Consider the following 17,736-nt stretch of genomic DNA (forward strand, 5'->3'; position numbering starts at 1 on the left):
GTCGCTCCCCAAACTAACCTCTGGCCACAACCGCCCTTCGCATAGCCTCCTGACCATGACTGCAGACGTTTGGCTCCCCTTCGAGGCCGCCGGGATCCAGGGCCTGCCCGGGTCCCTGGACTACCGGTTCTGGGACGGCGGCCCCGACTTCCCGGCCGACCCCGCCGACTGCGCCTTCTACGTGGTCCCGTACATGAAGAGCACGGGCATCGCGGTGCGCCCGCTCGCCGCGATGACCGGCATCCGGGTCGTGCAGACGCTGACCGCCGGCATCGACCACGTACAGCCGGGTCTCGGCCTGCTGCCGCCGGGCGTGCGTCTGTGCAACGCGCGGGGCGTCCACGAGGCGTCCACCGCCGAGCTGGCCCTCGCTCTCGTCCTCGCCTCGCTGCGCGGGATCCCCGGGTTCGTCCAGGGGCAGGAGAAGGAGGAGTGGCGGTCCGGTTTCTACCCGGCCCTGGCCGACAAGTCGGTACTGATCGTGGGATACGGGGCGATCGGATCGGCCATCGAGGACCGGCTCGCGCCCTTTGAGTGCGCGCGGGTGGCGCGCGTCGCGCGCTCCTGGCGCACAACGGAGCGCGGCGAAGTGCGCGCATTGACCGATCTGCCCGAACTGCTCCCGGAAGCGGACGTCGTCATCGTCTCCACGCCGCTGACCGAGCAGACGAAGGGGCTGGTGGACGGCGCTTTCCTGGCCCGGCTCAAGGACGGGGCGCTCCTGGTGAACGTCGCGCGCGGGCCCGTCGTGGACACCGGGGCGCTGCTCGCCGAGCTGGCATCCGGCCGCATCCGCGCGGCACTCGATGTCACCGACCCCGAGCCGCTGCCCGCGGGGCACCCCCTGTGGCACGCTCCGAATGTCCTCATCAGCCCGCATGTGGGCGGTTCCACCTCAGCTTTCGCACCCCGCGCCAAGCGCCTGCTCGCGGCCCAGCTGACCCGTTTCGCGGCCGGCGAGCCGCTGGCCAATGTCGTTCTGACGACCGGTCGGTGACGCTCCGGAGCAGTGCGGATGCACGCGGTGCCGGGCTGGCTCCTGACCGTTACTGAGCGTAGAGGTGCTATGTCCCTGAGTGACGAGACTGGTGTATCGTCCCGACCGGGGGCTGCGCCGTGCGTCTGCGGCGCGGGGGAGCGATCACTGCGAGGGGGGCGACGGGCGATGCACGGCCAATGGACGAACGATCCGACGCGGCGGAGCCGGCTGAGGCAACCCCGCCGCGCGCATCGCGCAGCATTTCACCGCGGTGGAGCGACGAACGCCACAGCGATAAGCGGCGGAACGGCGAACTCCGTCCAGGAGTACGCCCCGTGGGCCCGCGGCACCGGGTCCCGGAACGCGGCCCGGGCCCGCGCCCGGTGGCTTGGAGCGCTCCGGTGAGCGCCCCGGGAGCGATCCTGGACCGGCCGCCGATGTCCGGCGGTGGCGGGGCCGGCCTGGTTTCCCAGCTCGTGCTCGCCCTGATCTGCGCCGGATACGGCACCGGCGCCTTCCTCGGCTGGGGCTCCGAGGAACTCGCCCTGATCATGGGCGACTTCGGCCTCTGCAGCGCGGCCCTGATCGCCGCGGTCTCCTGCTTCCTGTACGCACGGGCCGGCTCGGGGCGGAGCGAGGGCAGTTTTCGGCCGGCCTGGCTGCTGTTCGCCTGCTCCTCCGCCATGGCCGCCTGCGGCAACGGCGTATGGGGCTGGTACGAGGTGGTGCTCCGCCGTGAGGTACCCACCCCGTCACCCGCCGACTTCTTCTTCCTCTGCTTCGCGCCGCCGGCCATCGTGGGACTGCTCGTGCTCGCCAAACGCCCGGTGACCAGGGCGGGTTGGGTGTGCCTCGCGCTCGACTCCTGGCTGATCGGCGGCTCCCTGCTCACGCTGTCCTGGAGCCTGGCGCTGGCGCACACCGCGCGCATGGAGGGCGCGGGCGAGAGCACCGCCCACGCCGCCCTCGCGCTCGCCTACCCGCTGCTCGACATCGTCCTGGTCAGCATGGTGCTCGCGCTGCACTTCCGGCGCTCGTCGGCCAACCGGTCCGCGGTGAACACCGCGATCGCGGCGCTCGCCCTGACCGTGCTGTGCGACGCCCTGTTCACCTCGCCGCTGCTGCGCGAGCACTACCGCTCGGGGCAACTCCTCGACGCGGGCTGGTTCGCCGGCTCCCTGCTGCTCGCGTACGCCCCCTGGGGCGCCCGCAGATCCGCCGCCGCGCAGCCGAGCAGGCCGGTCGCCGCGCCCCGGGCCGCGCGCCCGCCGAACGCTGCCACCCGCTCGCCCGCCCTGCCGGTGACCCGCCCCCTCGCCAGCTCACTGGCCGCGCTCACGCCGTACCTCGCGGCGGCCGTCTGCACCCTGGGCATCCTCTACAACGTCATCGAGGGCCGCCGGGTCGACCGCGTGGTCGTCTTCACCGGCTGCACCGTCGTGCTCGCGCTGGTGGTCCGCCAGGGCATCATGCTGCTCGACAACATCGCGCTCACCCATGAACTGGCCCAGAAGGAGAACCACTTCCGCTCCCTGGTGCAGGGTTCGAGCGACGTCATCATGATCGCCGCCCCCACCGGGATACTGCGATACGTCAGCCCGGCCGCCGCCGGCGTCTACGGGCGGGACGCGGAGGAGCTGGTCGGGTCCGAGCTGGCCTCTCTCATCCACCCGGAGGACCTGGGCCGGGTGGTGCACGAGGTGCGCCGGTTTCTGGCGGCGCAGCCCGCCGAGGAGCCCACGACGCGGATCGAATGCCGCTTCAAGTCGGGGACCGGCGAGTGGCTCAACGTGGAATCGACCGTCAACCGCCACCAGGGCGGGCTCATTCTCAACAGCCGCGATGTGACCGAACGGGTGCGCCTGCAGGCGCAGTTGGAGCACAACGCCGAGCACGACCCGCTCACCGACCTGCCCAACCGCGCCCTGTTCACCAAGCGGGTGCGCAAGGCGCTCGGCGGGCGCCGCACCACCGACCCCGGCACCGCCGTGCTCTTCATCGACCTCGACGGCTTCAAACAGGTCAACGACACCATCGGCCACCAGGCCGGCGACGAGCTGCTCATCCAGGCCGCCCGCAGACTCCAGGAGTCCGTACGGGCCGGGGACACCGCGGCCCGGCTCGGCGGCGACGAGTTCGCCGCGCTGATCCTCGGCGACGGCACCCGCGACCGCGCCGCCCGCGAATACCAGGTCAGAGAGATCGCCGACCGGCTGCGCCTCACCCTGTCGCAGCCGTACCAGATCGACGGCAACGACGTGCGGGTCGCCGCCTCCATCGGGGTCGCCTTCGCCGAGCCGGGCGTCGGCGCGGGCGAACTGCTGCGCAACGCCGACCTCGCCATGTACCGCGCCAAGTCCGGCGGCAAGAACCGGGTCGAGCTGTACGCCCCGCAGATGCAGGCCGAGGTCGTCCGCAAGTCGGAGCTCGCGGCCCGGCTGCGTACCGCGCTGAACGAGGGCGAATTCGCCGTACTGCACCAGCCCGTGGTACACCTCACCACCGGTGAGGTGTCCGCCGTCGCGGCCCAGGCGCGGTGGAGATCCGCTCAGGGCATCCTGTTCACCCCGGCCGAATTCCTGCGGGTCGCCGATGAGAGCGAGCGCGCGGCCGAGCTGGGCCGCTGGCTGCTCGAGGAGGCCGTCGAGCGTGCCGCGGAACGCCTGCGCGCGGGCCACGACGCCCCGGTGTCGGTACGCCTCTCGGCCCGGCGGCTGCTCGACAAGTCGATGCCGCTCGGCTCCCTCGAAGCCCTCCTGACCCGGCACGGGCTGCCGTCCGGCGCTCTGATCATCGAGCTGGCCGACAGCGACCCCAGGATCTCCTTCGACGAGCTGGAGCGACGCCTGGTGGGCCTGCGCAGGCTCGGCGTACGGATCGCGCTCGACGGCTTCGGCAGCGGCTACGCGGCGATCAACGCCCTGCGCCGGCTCCCCATCGACGTACTGAAGCTGGACCGGGGGCTCGTCGAGGGCGTGGTCGAATCGGCCCGGCTGCACAAGATCACCGCAGGACTGCTCAGGATCGCCTGCGATCTCGGCATGCAGTCGGTGGCCGACGGCGTCGATGTGCCGGAACAGGTCTTGGCACTGCGCGCCATGGGGTGTACGCATGGGCAGGGTATGGCGTTCTCCGGGCCGCTGGACGAGTACCGGCTGCGCAGGGCCCTGGTGCGCGGCGAGTTCCCGGTCCCCGGCGGGGCCGCGCTCCCCGTGCTCAGCGGCCGCAGCCGTCCCCTGCTCAGCTCAAATAATGAGACGCCCGTCCCACCTACTTGACACCACCTGCGCGCCGGGGGGAGGGTCAATGCCATGCGCACCCGAATTCTCGTACTTGGAAAGCGCGTCGGCTGAAGCGGAGCCCCATGCAGGCTCCGCAGACCGCACCCGACGCGCTCCCCTCGCTTGCCTCACGGCACGAGGGGTTTTTTGTTGCACTGGCACCCCTCAAGCACCACCGCGATCTCGATCAAACCACCGCATAAACCCTCAGCTTCGAGAAGAGAATGCCGATGACCGAGCAGGCCACCGGGGCCCACCATCCGCAGCCGCGGCCCCGTAACGGCGGACACCAGTCCGCGACCGTTGAGCACGTCACGGGCGCGAAGTCCCTCATCCGTTCTCTTGAGGAGGTCGGGGCCGAGGTGGTGTTCGGTATCCCCGGCGGTGCGATCCTCCCGGCGTACGACCCGATGATGGACTCCACCCGGGTCCGGCACGTCCTGGTCCGGCACGAGCAGGGCGCGGGGCACGCGGCGACGGGTTACGCGCAGGCCACCGGCAAGGTCGGGGTGTGCATGGCGACGTCGGGTCCGGGCGCCACCAACCTGGTCACCCCGATCGCGGACGCGCACATGGACTCGGTGCCGCTGGTCGCGATCACCGGCCAGGTCGCCTCCAAGGCGATCGGCACGGACGCCTTCCAGGAGGCGGACATCTGCGGCATCACGATGCCGATCACCAAGCACAACTTCCTGGTCACCAAGGCCGAGGACATCCCGCGGACCATCGCCGAGGCCTTCCACATCGCCTCCACCGGCCGCCCGGGTCCCGTCCTGGTCGACATCGCCAAGGACGCTCTCCAGGCGCAGACCACGTTCTCCTGGCCGCCGCAGACCGACCTGCCGGGCTACCGGCCGGTCACCAAGCCGCACGCCAAGCAGATCCGCGAGGCCGCCAAGCTGATCGTGGCGGCCAAGCGCCCGGTCCTGTACGTCGGCGGCGGTGTCCTGAAGGCCGGCGCCACCGCCGAGCTGAAGGTCCTTGCGGAGCTCACCGGAGCGCCCGTCACCACCACCCTGATGGCGCTCGGCGCCTTCCCCGACAGTCACCCGCTGCACGTGGGAATGCCCGGCATGCACGGTGCGGTCACCGCCGTCACCGCACTGCAGAAGTCGGACCTGCTGATCGCGCTCGGCACCCGCTTCGACGACCGCGTGACCGGCAAGCTGGACAGCTTCGCGCCGTTCGCCAAGGTCATCCACGCGGACATCGACCCGGCCGAGATCGGCAAGAACCGCGAGGTCGACGTCCCGATCGTGGGCGACGCCCGCGAGGTCATCGCCGACCTGGTGCAGGCCGTCCAGGCCGAGTACTCCGAGGGCCACAAGGGCGACTACACCGCTTGGTGGAAGGACCTCAACCGCTGGCGCGAGACGTACCCGCTGGGCTACGACGAGCCGAACGACGGCACGCTGTCCCCGCAGCGCGTCATCCAGCGCATCGGAGAGCTCGCGGACCCGGACACCATCTACGCGGCGGGCGTCGGCCAGCACCAGATGTGGGCCGCCCACTTCATCAACTACGAGCGCCCGGCCACCTGGCTGAACTCCGGCGGCGCCGGAACGATGGGCTATGCGGTCCCCGCCGCGATGGGCGCCAAGGCCGGTCAGCCGGACCGGATGGTCTGGGCGATCGACGGCGACGGCTGCTTCCAGATGACCAATCAGGAACTGACCACCTGCGCGACCAACAACATCCCGATCAAGGTCGCCATCATCAACAACGGCGTGCTCGGGATGGTCCGCCAGTGGCAGACCCTGTTCTACAACCAGCGCTACTCCAACACGGTGCTGCACTCCGGCCCCGAGGACGGCATCGCCGAGCAGGGCAAGCCCAGCGGCGGCACCCGGGTCCCGGACTTCGTCAAGCTGTCCGAGGCGATGGGCTGTTACGCGATCCGCTGCGAGCGCCCCGAGGACCTGGACAAGGCGATCCAGGAAGCGAACTCGATCAACGACCGCCCCGTCGTGATCGACTTCATCGTCCACGAGGACGCCCAGGTGTGGCCGATGGTCGCCGCCGGCACCTCCAACGACGAGGTCATGGCCGCCCGCGGCGTCCGCCCCGACTTCGGCGACAACGAAGACGACTGAGAGCTGTAGGAAGAGGTAAGAGGCTCATGTCCACCAAGCACACGCTCTCGGTCCTGGTCGAGAACACCCCCGGCATCCTCGCCCGGATCGCCGCCCTGTTCTCCCGCCGCGGCTTCAACATCGACTCGCTCGCCGTCGGTGTCACCGAACACCCCGACATCTCCCGCATCACCATCGTGGTCGGCGTCGAGGACCTGCCCCTGGAGCAGGTGACCAAGCAGCTCAACAAGCTCGTCAACGTCCTGAAGATCGTCGAACTCGAGCCCAGCGCTGCGATCCAGCGCGAGCTCGTCCTGGTGAAGGTGCGGGCCGACAACGAAACGCGCTCCCAGATCGTCGAGATCGTCCAGTTGTTCCGCGCCAAGACCGTGGACGTCTCGCCCGAGGCCGTGACCATCGAGGCCACCGGCGGCGCCGACAAGCTGGAGGCGATGCTGAAGATGCTGGAGCAGTTCGGCATCAAGGAGCTCGTCCAGTCCGGGACGATCGCCATAGGGCGAGGCGCCCGGTCCATCACGGACCGGTCGCTGCGCGCCCTGGACCGCAGCGCCTGAGTCCGCGCACACGGGTCTGATCCGGCCCGTATCGCGAGACTCACCCATTCCTCACCCACCCCCACCGATACGGTGGACGCAACACCCAGCACACCAAGGAGATATCCCAGTGGCCGAGCTGTTCTACGACGACGATGCCGACCTGTCCATCATCCAGGGCCGCAAGGTCGCGGTGATCGGTTACGGCAGCCAGGGCCACGCCCACGCGCTGTCGCTCCGTGACTCGGGTGTCGACGTCCGCGTCGGTCTGCACGAGGGCTCCAAGTCCAAGGCGAAGGCCGAGGAGCAGGGCCTGCGCGTGGTGACGCCGTCCGAGGCGGCCGCCGAGGCCGACGTCATCATGATCCTGGTCCCGGACCCGATCCAGGCCCAGGTGTACGAGGAGTCCATCAAGGACAACCTGAAGGACGGCGACGCGCTGTTCTTCGGCCACGGCCTGAACATCCGCTTCGGGTTCATCAAGGCCCCGGCGGGCGTCGACGTGTGCATGGTGGCCCCGAAGGGCCCGGGTCACCTGGTGCGCCGTCAGTACGAGGAGGGCCGCGGCGTTCCGTGCATCGCGGCGGTCGAGCAGGACGCGACCGGCAACGGCTTCGCGCTCGCGCTCTCGTACGCGAAGGCCATCGGCGGTACGCGGGCGGGCGTCATCAAGACGACGTTCACCGAGGAGACCGAGACCGACCTGTTCGGTGAGCAGGCCGTCCTCTGCGGTGGCACTGCGGCGCTGGTCAAGGCGGGCTTCGAGACGCTGACCGAGGCCGGTTACCAGCCGGAGATCGCGTACTTCGAGTGCCTCCACGAGCTGAAGCTGATCGTGGACCTCATGTACGAGGGCGGCCTGGAGAAGATGCGCTGGTCGATCTCGGAGACCGCCGAGTGGGGCGACTACGTCACCGGCCCCCGCATCATCACCGCCGACACCAAGGCCGAGATGAAGAAGGTCCTCGCCGAGATCCAGGACGGTACGTTCGCGAAGAACTGGATGGAGGAGTACCACTCGGGTCTGAAGAAGTACAACGAGTACAAGACCCAGGACTCCGAGCACCTCCTGGAGACCACCGGCAAGGAGCTGCGCAAGCTCATGAGCTGGGTCCAGAACGACGAGGCGTAAGCCTTGCGGGCCAGGGGGGCCGGACACACCGTCCGGCCCCCCTCGCTTCAATGGACAACAAGTCCAACCCCCTATGGGTGATCTCTCCGCCATGGCGGAAAACCACCTAACGAGCAGCACTAGACTGCTCAGCAACACAAACGCGTCAGGCCCACAGCGTCGTGCGTCTTCCACGCGGCACAGCGACCCCGAGGAATTGCAGGCACCCGAAATTCCCCGGCGCCGCTTCCCCTCCACCGCCTGCGGCCGTCGGGACGGCCGTCCGCAAAGGACTCAGTGAGGACCCACGTGAGCTCGAAACCTGTCGTACTCATCGCTGAAGAGCTGTCGCCCGCCACCGTCGACGCCCTCGGGCCGGACTTCGAGATCCGGCACTGCAACGGGGCCGACCGCGCCCAACTGCTGCCCGCCATCGCCGGTGTCGACGCGATCCTGATCCGCTCGGCCACCAAGGTCGACGCCGAGGCCATCGCCGCCGCCAAGAAGCTCCGCGTCGTCGCCCGCGCGGGAGTCGGCCTCGACAACGTGGACGTCTCCGCCGCCACCAAGGCCGGCGTGATGGTCGTGAACGCCCCGACCTCCAACATCGTCACCGCCGCCGAGCTCGCCTGCGGCCTCCTGGTCGCCACCGCGCGCAACATTCCGCAGGCCAACAGCGCGCTGAAGAACGGCGAGTGGAAGCGGAACAAGTACACCGGCGTCGAGCTGAGCGAGAAGACCCTCGGTGTCGTCGGCCTCGGCCGCATCGGCGTCCTGGTCGCGCAGCGCATGTCGGCCTTCGGCATGAAGATCGTCGCGTACGACCCCTATGTGCAGCCCGCCCGCGCGGCCCAGATGGGCGTCAAGCTCCTCAGCCTCGACGAGCTGCTCGAAGTCTCCGACTTCATCACCGTGCACCTGCCCAAGACCCCCGAGACGATCGGCCTGATCGGCGACGAGGCGCTGCACAAGGTGCAGCCGCACGTGCGGATCGTGAACGCCGCGCGCGGCGGGATCGTGGACGAGGCCGCGCTGTTCTCCGCCCTCAAGGAGGGCCGCGTCGCGGGCGCCGGTCTGGACGTGTACGCGAAGGAGCCCTGCACGGACTCCCCGCTGTTCGAGCTCGACCAGGTCGTCTGCACCCCGCACCTGGGCGCCTCCACCGACGAGGCCCAGGAGAAGGCGGGCATCTCCGTCGCCAGGTCCGTACGGCTGGCGCTCGCGGGCGAGTTGGTGCCGGACGCGGTCAACGTCCAGGGCGGCGTGATCGCCGAGGACGTCAAGCCGGGCCTGCCGCTCGCCGAGCGCCTCGGCCGCATCTTCACCGCGCTCGCGGGCGAGGTGGCGGTCCGCCTCGACGTCGAGGTGTACGGCGAGATCACCCAGCACGACGTCAAGGTGCTCGAACTCTCCGCGCTCAAGGGCGTGTTCGAGGACGTGGTGGACGAGACGGTGTCCTACGTCAACGCCCCGCTCTTCGCGCAGGAGCGCGGCGTCGAGGTCCGTCTGACCACCTCCAGCGAGTCCCCGGACCACCGTAATGTGGTGACCGTGCGCGGCACCCTCTCGGACGGCGAGGAGGTCGCGGTCTCCGGCACCCTGGCCGGCCCGAAGAACGTCCAGAAGGTCGTCGCGATCGGCGAGTTCGACGTGGACCTGGCGCTCGCCGACCACATGATCGTGCTCCGCTACGAGGACCGTCCCGGCATCGTCGGCACCGTCGGCCGGGTCCTCGGCGAGGCCGGGCTCAACATCGCGGGCATGCAGGTGGCGCGCGCGGAGGAGGGCGGCGAGGCGCTCGCCGTGCTGACCGTGGACGACACCATTCCGCAGAACGTGCTGAACGAGGTCGCCGCCGAGATCGGCGCCAACTCGGCCCGCTCGGTGAACCTGACCGACTGACGCTCCGGCCCAGCGGTCCCGTACCCGGCACCTAGACGCCTGTCTTAGACGAGCGTCTGGGTGCCGGGTACGCTGCTGTCATGGGACACCGTGAGGATCTGCTCGAAGGCGCCAAGCGCTGCCTGCTGGCGAAGGGCTATGCCCGCACCACCGCCCGAGACATCGTCGCCGAGTCCGGCACCAATCTGGCCTCCATCGGCTACCACTACGGCTCCAAGGAGGCCCTGCTCAACCTGGCCTTCCTGAAGCTGACCGAGGAGTGGGGCGACACGGTGGGCGACGGTCCGGGCGCGAGCGCGGCCGAGGACCTGCCGCCGCTGGAACGCTTCGAGCGGGCCTGGGCGAAGGTCATCGGCTCGTACGAGGAGAGCCGCCCGGTCTGGAAGCTCCAGATGGAGATCGTCTCCCGCCTCGACAGCGACCCCGAGCTCCAACAGGCCCTCGCGGGCCCGCAGTTGGAGGGGCGCAAGGGCCTCGCCGAGAACTTCCTGGGCCTGGACGAGCAGGCCGACCCCGAGCGGGCCCGGCTGGCCGGCGCCTTCTGTCAGGCGCTGCTCGCCGGGGTGATGGTCCAGTGGATGGTCGACCCGGAAACGGCGCCCTCGGCGCAGGAGCTGACCGAGGGCCTGAAGATCGTCATGGGGATCGACGGGGACGAAGGCCGGAGCTGATGGTCGGTCAAAACCCCTTGCCAGGGCCTGGGGTGACCGTCACAGCCGCGCGGCCTTCAGCGCCATGTGCAGCAGCAGCCGGTCCTCGCCCTGGTCCAGGTCGAGACCGGTGAGGTGCTCGACGCGCGAGAGCCGGTAGTAGAGCGTCTGACGGTGGATGCCCAGGCTCGCCGCGGCGCGCCCCGCCTGGCCCGCGCAGTCGAGGAACACCTCGGCGGTACGGGCCAGTTCGGCGTTGGCCGGGCTCAACAGGGCCCGTACCGCCGGGTCCTGGCCCGCTGCCGTCGGCAGGGCGGTCAGCAGTCGGTACGGGCCGATCGCCGACCACTGGGCGACCGGTCCGAGCCGGGGTTCGGCAAGTACCGCACGCGCGGCGGAGGTTGCCTCCTGCCGGGCGAGAGCGAGTTCGGCGAGACCGCGCCGGGCCACCGCCACCCCGGCCGCCGCACCCGCCCCGGCGCTGCCGCGCAGCCGCTCCGCCGCGGTCCGGGCCGGCGCGAGCGCGTCCGCCGACCGCAACCGCACCAGCGCGGCCAGCACCAGACCCCCGCCGGAGTCCGGCCACGGCACCGTGCAGACCGCCGCCGCCCCCGCCACCGTACGGGCCGAAGGGGCGTCCTCGGTGGGCCAGGGCGCGACGCAGACCAGCGCGTGCAGGCCCGCCGCGTCCGGGCCGAGCGCGCTCTCCAGCGCGGCCGTCGCCGTGTCGCGCGGCCGGCCGCGCTCCGCGGTCAGCGCCGCCCGGAACTCGCGGGAGAGGTCCGCCCCCGCCTGCGCCTCGTCGGCGAGCAGCACACCGATCCTGGCGGCCACCTCCATCGCCGCGGCGAGCTTGTCCTCGGCGGGTCCGGGCTCCGCGTCGAGCAGCCAGACGTATCCGAGGGCGATGCCCCGATGGCGTACCGGAAGACAGACGCGGCCCCGGAACACGCCCGCGTCCGGGGCGGCCGGGATGCGGACCGGGCCGGTGGCGCGGGTGATGCCGAAGCCCTCGAACCAGGCGCGGACGGCGGGCGTCGACTTCCTGGTCAGGATCGAACGGGTGCGGACCGGGTCCATCGCCAGGTCGTCATCCGAGTCGTGCGCCCCGAAGGCGATCAGCCCGAAATCCCGGTTCTCCAGCGTCGCGGGGGCGCCGAGCAGCGCCGAGATTTCATCGACCAGATCCTGGTAGTCGCCCTTCACGCCAGCCATTCTCGCTCATTCGGCGGCCCGCTTCAGACATGTGTATGAGATCTGGGCCACGGATGCGTGACAGCTGTCGATGGCAGAGGATCGGGGAGATCCTTAGGTTTCACGGTGGTTCTCCGTGCCGTTACCGGTTCGCCGGGAAGACGTCCACCGTCCTTCCGGTCCCGGTCGCGGCTCCGTCTAGTTCTTTCCGTGGAGGTGCCCCGTGCTGGGTCCCGTGATCCTCGCCGCGTCGCGCAGCGACAAGATGCGCAAGCTTGTTTCGGCCGCCCCGGTGACCAAGCCCGTGGTGAACCGGTTCATCCCCGGCGAGACCGTCGAGCAGGTCGTCCCGATCATCGAGGAGACCGTCGGCAAGGGCCTTGAGGTCACCCTCGACGTGGTGGGCGAGGACATCACCACCCCCGAGCAGGCCGCCCACGCGCGCGACGCCTACCTGGAGCTCATCGAGCGGCTCAAGGAGCTCGGCCACGGCCCCAAGGCCGAGATGTCCGTGAAGCTCTCCATGTTCGGCCAGGCACTGGAAGGCGGCCACGAGCTGGCGCTGGCCAACGTGCGCCCGGTCGTCGAGGCCGCCGCCGCGATCGGCACCACGGTCACCCTGGACGCCGAGGACCACACCACCCTCGACTCGATGTTCGCCATCCACGAGGAACTGCGGAAGGACTTCCCGCAGACCGGCTGCGTCATTCAGGCCTACCTCTTCCGCACCGAGGCCGACGCCCGCCGCCTGGCCGACGCGGGCAGCCGGGTGCGCATCGTGAAGGGCGCCTACAAGGAGCCCGCCGAGGTCGCCTACCAGGACAAGGGCGAGATCGACAAGGCGTACGTCCGCATCCTGAAGACCCTGATGGAGGGCGAGGGCTACCCGATGATCGGGTCCCACGACCCGCGCCTCATAGCCATCGGCCAGGAGCTCGCCCGCCGTGCGGGGCGCAAGCTGGATGAGTACGAGTTCCAGATGCTGTACGGGATCCGCAGCGAGGAGCACATCCGGCTCGCGGCCGAGGGCCACCGGATGCGCGTCTACACGGCGTACGGCACCGACTGGTACGGCTACTTCATGCGGCGCCTCGCGGAGAAGCCGGCCAACCTGCTGTTCTTCGTGCGCTCGATGATCACCAAGAACTAGATTTCGGACAGACGTCCCAAGCCCCTCCGGTCGCCGGATCACCCCTCACTAAGGAGTCAACGAGTCATGGACGCTGTGACCCAGGTCCCCGCCCCGGTCAACGAGCCGGTGCACGGCTACGCCCCTGGTTCCCCGGAGCGCGCCCGTCTGGAGGCCAAGCTCAAGGAGCTGGCCGAGAACCCCGTCGACCTGCCGATGACCATCAACGGTGAGAAGCGGATGGGCGGCGGCGAGCGCTTCGACGTCGTGCAGCCGCACAACCACAAGGCCGTCATCGGCACGTACGCCAACGCCACCACCCAGGATGCGCAGGACGCGATCGACGCGGCGCTTGCCGCCGCCCCGGCCTGGCGCGCGATGTCCTTCGACGACCGCGCCGCGATCATCCTGCGCGCCGCCGAGCTGCTGGCCGGCCCGTGGCGCGAGACGCTCGCCGCCTCCACCATGCTGGGCCAGTCGAAGACGGCGCAGCAGGCCGAGATCGACACCCCGTGCGAGCTGGTCGACTTCTGGCGCTTCAACGTCCACTACGCCCGCAACCTGCTCGCCGAGCAGCCCCCGGCGAACTCCCCGGGCGTGTGGAACCGCATGGACCACCGCCCGCTGGAGGGCTTCGTCTACGCGATCACGCCGTTCAACTTCACGGCCATCGCGGGCAACCTGCCGACCGCCCCGGCTCTGATGGGCAACGTGGTCGTGTGGAAGCCGTCCCCGACGCAGACCCACGCCGCCGTGCTGCTGATGAGCCTGCTGGAGGAGGCGGGCCTACCCAAGGGCGTCATCAACCTCGTCACCGGTGACGGCCTGGCGGTCTCCGAGATCGCCCTGAACCACCGCGACCTGGCGGGCATCCACTTCACGGGCTCGACCAAGACCTTCCAGCACCTGTGGAAGACGGTCGGCACGAACATCGAGAAGTACCGCACCTACCCGCGCCTGGTCGGCGAGACCGGCGGCAAGGACTTCGTGGTGGCGCACCCGAGCGCCGACCGCGCCGTCCTGAAGACCGCGCTGACCCGTGGCTCCTTCGAGTTCCAGGGCCAGAAGTGCTCCGCGTCCTCGCGTGCGTACGTCCCTGCGTCGATCTGGAACGACGGCTTCAAGGAGGAGTTCGCGGCCGAGGTCGACGGCATCGCCATGGGTGACGTCACCGACCTGTCGAACTTCATCGGCGCCGTCATCGACGAGCGGTCGTTCGCGAAGAACAAGGCCGCGATCGACCGTGCGAAGGCCGACGCGTCCTGCACGATCGTCGCGGGCGGCACCTACGACGACTCGGTGGGCTACTTCGTCCGCCCGACCGTCATCGAGTGCTCGGACCCGGCGAACGAGGTCTTCACGACCGAGTACTTCGGCCCGATCCTGGCGATCCACGTCTACGACGACGCCAAGTACGACGAGATGCTGGCCCAGATGGAGTCGGTCTCCGACTACGCCCTGACCGGCGCCGTCATCGCCAACGACCGCGCGGCGGCGGCGTACACGATGGACAAGCTCCGCTACGCGGCGGGCAACTTCTACATCAACGACAAGTCGACCGGTGCCGTCGTCGGCCAGCAGCCCTTCGGCGGCGGCCGCGCCTCGGGCACCAACGACAAGGCGGGCGCCCCGCAGAACCTGATGCGCTGGACGCTGACCCGGGCCATCAAGGAAACCCTGGTCCCGCCGACCGACTACACCTACCCCCACATGGGCTGACCCAGCCACCCCCGAACCCCGCCCCCGTCCTTGGTCCCCCAACCGAGGACGGGGGCGGTTTCAGTTGCAGCGGTCGTCGGGACCGGCGACGCCCCGGGTGGCTACTTCCGGGCGAGGAACCCGTCGATCAGGGCAGCGATCTCCGCCGCATGGGTCTCCAGGGCGAAGTGGCCCGTCGGGAGGAGGTGGATCTCGGCGTTGGGGAGGTCGCGCTGGAAGGCCTGGGCGCCGGCCGGGATGAAGATCTCGTCGTGGGCGCCCCACGTCGCGAGCAGCGGGACCTGGCTGGTGCGGAAGTACTCCTGGAAGGCCGGGTAGAGGTCGAAGTTGGAGCCGTAGTCGGCCATCAGGTCCAGCTGGATCTCGTCCTGACCCGGGCGGGCCATGAGCGCCGCGTCGTGGTGGTACGCGTCCGGGCTGACCAGCGTCGGGTCCTCGACCCCGTGCAGGTACTGCCACTTGATGCCGTCGAGGGAGCGGATCTCCCGGACGGGCGCCTCGGTCTCGGGCGTGCGGTCGGCGATCAGGGCGAGCGGCGCGGCCCAGGCCTCGCCGAGGCCCTCGGTGTACGCGTTGCCGTTCTGGGTGATGATCGCGGTGATGCGCTCCGGGTGCTTCAGCGCCAGGCGCAGGCCGATCGGGGCGCCGTAGTCCTGGATGTAGATCGCGAACCGGCTCAGGCCGAGCTGCTCGGTGAACTCGTCGGTGATCGCGGCCAGTTCGGCGAAGGTGTACGTCACGGACGCGGCCCTCGGGGCCGCCGAGCGGCCGAAGCCGAGGTGGTCGGGGGCGATCACGCGGTAGTGGTCGGCGAGCCGCGGGATCAGGTCGCGGAACATGTGCGAGCTGGTCGGGAAGCCGTGCAGCAGGAGCAGTACGGGTGCGTCGGGCGCGCCCGCCTCCCGGTAGAAGATCTCGTGGCCCCGGACGGTCGCGGTGCGGTAGTGGACCGGTCGCCTGCTCATGTCTCTAACCCCCGTGGTTTCTTTGACTGGTTGACCCTGTCGGAGATACGTAATCGCGTCGCCGGATAACTTGTCAAGGGGCGATGAGCGGTTAGAGGTTGTGGTCCGTTACCTTGGCGGCGATGGATGCGGCGATGGATGACGACATACGGCCCTGGGACGTCGCCGTGCCGCTCGTGCGCGCGGCGCGGCGCGGTGACGCGCTGGCCATGGACGATCTGCTGGGGCTCATCACCCCGTACGTCACCCGGCTGTGCGCGCCCATCGCCCCGGCCGACACCGCCGACGCCGTGCAGGAGGCGCTGCTCGCCGTGTTCCGCGGGCTGCGCGGACTGCGGGACCCGCTCGCGTTCTACGGGTGGACGCGCGCGGTCACCGTGCGGGAGGCCGTCCGGGTGGCGCGGCGTACCGCCGGGGAGAGCCCCGCCGACCCCGCGGAGATCGCCCGGCTGCGCGATCTGCTGCCGCACGCGGACACCTCCCAACTGTCCGCCGAAATACGGGACTTGCTCGCCCGGATGCCCGTCCAGCAGCGCACCGTGCTGGTGCTGCGCGAGCTGGAGGGGCTCGGCGAGCGAGCCATGGCCGAGCTGCTCGACGTACCCGAGGGCACCGTGAAGTCACGGCTGAGCAGGGCCCGTTCCTCCTTCCGGAAGGCGTGGACGCGGTGACACCTCCCTTCGACGGCGCGGGCACCCTGGCACGGCTGCGCGTACTGGCCGCCGGACTGCGGGCCCCGCTCCATGCCGAGCGCCGGATCGACCTGCCCTTCGAGCGGGTGTGGGCGGTCGTCGCCGACCTGGAGGGCGAACTGCCCCATCTCATCTCCTTCGTGCGGGAGTTCCGGGTGCCGGCCGGTGACAGCGAGCGCAAGACGGCGCGGGCCGTGGACGTGATGGGGCTGCGGGGTGACTTCGCGGTGCGGCTCGGGCCCGGCTGGTGCCTGATGCAGTCCCGGCTCGTGACCATGGGCATGGCGGCCGAGCCGGATGGCGACGGCACGCGGTTCGCGGTGTGCGGCGCGCTGCGGCCCGCCGCCCTCGGCCCCCTGCAGCACGCCTACCGGCGCCTGCTCGGCGAACGCCGGGCCCTCGCGTTCTTCCGGGAAGTGGAGCGCCGGGCCGTCCTGCGCTGACCGCGCCTGCCTGGAGCGCCGGGCCGCCCTGCGTGACGGCGCCTGCCTGATGTGGGGGACCGCCCTGCGCTGACGGCGACAGCCCCCCAGCCGGCCTGGTTCGCCTAGTTCGCCGCGATCAGCTTGCGCAGCTCCTCCGCCACCAACTCCGGCAGCTCCTCAGGGAGATGGTGCCCGGCGCCCGGCACGACGCGTACCGTCAGATCGTCGGCGTACGGTTCGCCGCGGAGCAGCGCCGGAGGGATCACGGGGTCGAATTCGCCGCCGAGCACCCGGGTCGGCACGGTGAGGCGGGTCCTGCGGTGGGTGCCGCGGAACCCGGCCGGGATGTCCCGTACGACGTACTGCCAGAACAGCGCCTGCCCGGCATGGGCCGAGACCTGGGTGGCCTCGGTGAACTCCGTCAGCTCCGCCTCGCTCCACAGCGCGGGGTCGCCCGACCCGCGCCGCAGGAGGTGGCGCGTGAAGGCGGGCCAGTGCCGCAGGACGAGGCGGCCGAGCACCGGGTACTCGATGAACGCGGTGAACCACATCCGCCACAGGGTCGGCAGCACATCGCGGTGGCGGGTCCAGGGGTGCGTCATGTTGAGGGCGAGGAGCGCGCGCACGCGGTCCGGGGCTCGAAGGGAGAGCCGGAACGCGACGCCGGCGCCCCAGCTGTGGGCCGCCAACACTGCCCTGTCCAGGCCGAGTTCGTCCAGCAGGGCGAGCACATCGGCGGCCAGCGAATCGGTGTCGTACCCGGTGCGGCTCTGCTCGGACCAGCCGAAGCCGCGCAGATCCACACAGATCAGCCGGTACTCGGCGGCGAGCAGCGGCACGACGCGGCGCCAGGCGTACCAGTGCTGCGGAAAGCCGTGCAGCAGCACGACGGGCTCGCCGCTGCCGAACTCCGCCACGTGCAGCCGGACACCGCGCACCGTCACCTGCCGGTGCGCGGCGCCTTCGAGGTGCGGCATCGGACGTTCGCTGATGGTCATGGGGTCCCCTTCGCCGGACGGATGGTGGTGCGTCATCCCGCCAGGAGGCGCGCGGCCGGGCGAAG

The 17,736-nt window shown here is 70.4% G+C and carries 14 protein-coding genes; 11 read left to right on the forward strand and 3 right to left on the reverse strand.

Annotation, left to right across the window (positions count from 1 at the left end; translation table 11 throughout):
- Positions 1–55: 55 nt before the first annotated feature.
- From ACIBK6_RS25905 to ACIBK6_RS25935, 7 genes are all read left to right on the forward strand, one after another.
- The gene (locus tag ACIBK6_RS25905; RefSeq protein ID WP_399053727.1) at positions 56–997 is read left to right on the forward strand and encodes a 2-hydroxyacid dehydrogenase; all 942 of its coding nucleotides are present in this window, start codon (positions 56–58) and stop codon (positions 995–997) included.
- A 383-nt stretch (positions 998–1,380) separates the two neighbouring features.
- Complete coding sequence (locus tag ACIBK6_RS25910) at positions 1,381–4,257, forward strand: putative bifunctional diguanylate cyclase/phosphodiesterase (RefSeq protein WP_399053728.1); 2,877 nt, start codon at positions 1,381–1,383, stop codon at positions 4,255–4,257.
- A gap of 227 nt (positions 4,258–4,484) precedes the next feature.
- A complete protein-coding gene (locus tag ACIBK6_RS25915) occupies positions 4,485–6,353 on the forward strand; it encodes an acetolactate synthase large subunit (protein ID WP_399053729.1) in 1,869 nt (622 codons plus the stop codon).
- Positions 6,354–6,379: 26 nt separating this feature from the next.
- Positions 6,380–6,907, forward strand: a complete 528-nt coding sequence (gene ilvN / locus ACIBK6_RS25920) for an acetolactate synthase small subunit (protein ID WP_399053730.1) — start codon at positions 6,380–6,382, stop codon at positions 6,905–6,907.
- A 109-nt stretch (positions 6,908–7,016) separates the two neighbouring features.
- Complete coding sequence (gene ilvC / locus ACIBK6_RS25925) at positions 7,017–8,018, forward strand: ketol-acid reductoisomerase (protein ID WP_399053731.1); 1,002 nt, start codon at positions 7,017–7,019, stop codon at positions 8,016–8,018.
- A 288-nt stretch (positions 8,019–8,306) separates the two neighbouring features.
- The gene (serA, locus tag ACIBK6_RS25930) at positions 8,307–9,899 is read left to right on the forward strand and encodes a phosphoglycerate dehydrogenase (protein WP_399053732.1); all 1,593 of its coding nucleotides are present in this window, start codon (positions 8,307–8,309) and stop codon (positions 9,897–9,899) included.
- An 80-nt stretch (positions 9,900–9,979) separates the two neighbouring features.
- Positions 9,980–10,570 (forward strand): TetR/AcrR family transcriptional regulator, encoded by a 591-nt coding sequence (locus ACIBK6_RS25935; protein ID WP_399053733.1) that lies wholly within the window; start codon positions 9,980–9,982, stop codon positions 10,568–10,570.
- A 39-nt stretch (positions 10,571–10,609) separates the two neighbouring features.
- Here ACIBK6_RS25935 and ACIBK6_RS25940 read toward each other — a convergent pair whose 3' ends face one another.
- Positions 10,610–11,755 (reverse strand): PucR family transcriptional regulator, encoded by a 1,146-nt coding sequence (locus ACIBK6_RS25940; RefSeq protein WP_399053761.1) that lies wholly within the window; start codon positions 11,753–11,755, stop codon positions 10,610–10,612.
- A gap of 211 nt (positions 11,756–11,966) precedes the next feature.
- Here ACIBK6_RS25940 and ACIBK6_RS25945 point away from each other — a divergent pair, with 211 nt between their 5' ends.
- Both ACIBK6_RS25945 and pruA read left to right on the forward strand, forming a co-directional pair.
- Entirely contained in the window at positions 11,967–12,893 is a 927-nt protein-coding gene (locus ACIBK6_RS25945; RefSeq protein ID WP_399053734.1) for a proline dehydrogenase family protein, read from the forward strand.
- A gap of 66 nt (positions 12,894–12,959) precedes the next feature.
- Positions 12,960–14,591: an L-glutamate gamma-semialdehyde dehydrogenase gene (pruA, locus tag ACIBK6_RS25950; RefSeq protein WP_399053735.1), complete on the forward strand. Its 1,632-nt coding sequence runs from the start codon at positions 12,960–12,962 to the stop codon at positions 14,589–14,591.
- 101 nt (positions 14,592–14,692) lie between these two features.
- On the opposite strand, the gene ACIBK6_RS25955 is transcribed toward pruA, so the two are convergent.
- A complete protein-coding gene (locus ACIBK6_RS25955) occupies positions 14,693–15,556 on the reverse strand; it encodes an alpha/beta fold hydrolase (protein WP_399053736.1) in 864 nt (287 codons plus the stop codon).
- Positions 15,557–15,690: 134 nt separating this feature from the next.
- Between ACIBK6_RS25955 and ACIBK6_RS25960 the strand changes: the two genes are divergently transcribed.
- Together ACIBK6_RS25960 and ACIBK6_RS25965 are read left to right on the forward strand one after the other, a co-directional pair.
- A complete protein-coding gene (locus ACIBK6_RS25960) occupies positions 15,691–16,227 on the forward strand; it encodes an RNA polymerase sigma factor (RefSeq protein WP_399053737.1) in 537 nt (178 codons plus the stop codon).
- A complete protein-coding gene (locus tag ACIBK6_RS25965; protein ID WP_399053738.1) occupies positions 16,224–16,691 on the forward strand; it encodes a hypothetical protein in 468 nt (155 codons plus the stop codon). The genes ACIBK6_RS25960 and ACIBK6_RS25965 overlap by 4 nt, the downstream gene beginning before the upstream one ends.
- Positions 16,692–16,795: 104 nt before the next feature.
- Here ACIBK6_RS25965 and ACIBK6_RS25970 read toward each other — a convergent pair whose 3' ends face one another.
- On the reverse strand, positions 16,796–17,671 hold the full coding sequence (locus tag ACIBK6_RS25970; RefSeq protein WP_399053739.1) for an alpha/beta fold hydrolase: 876 nt from the start codon (positions 17,669–17,671) through the stop codon (positions 16,796–16,798).
- Between the last annotated feature and the right edge of the window lie 65 nt (positions 17,672–17,736).

The sequence above is a fragment of the Streptomyces sp. NPDC050485 genome, assembly GCF_044458185.1.
Classification (GTDB): domain Bacteria; phylum Actinomycetota; class Actinomycetes; order Streptomycetales; family Streptomycetaceae; genus Streptomyces.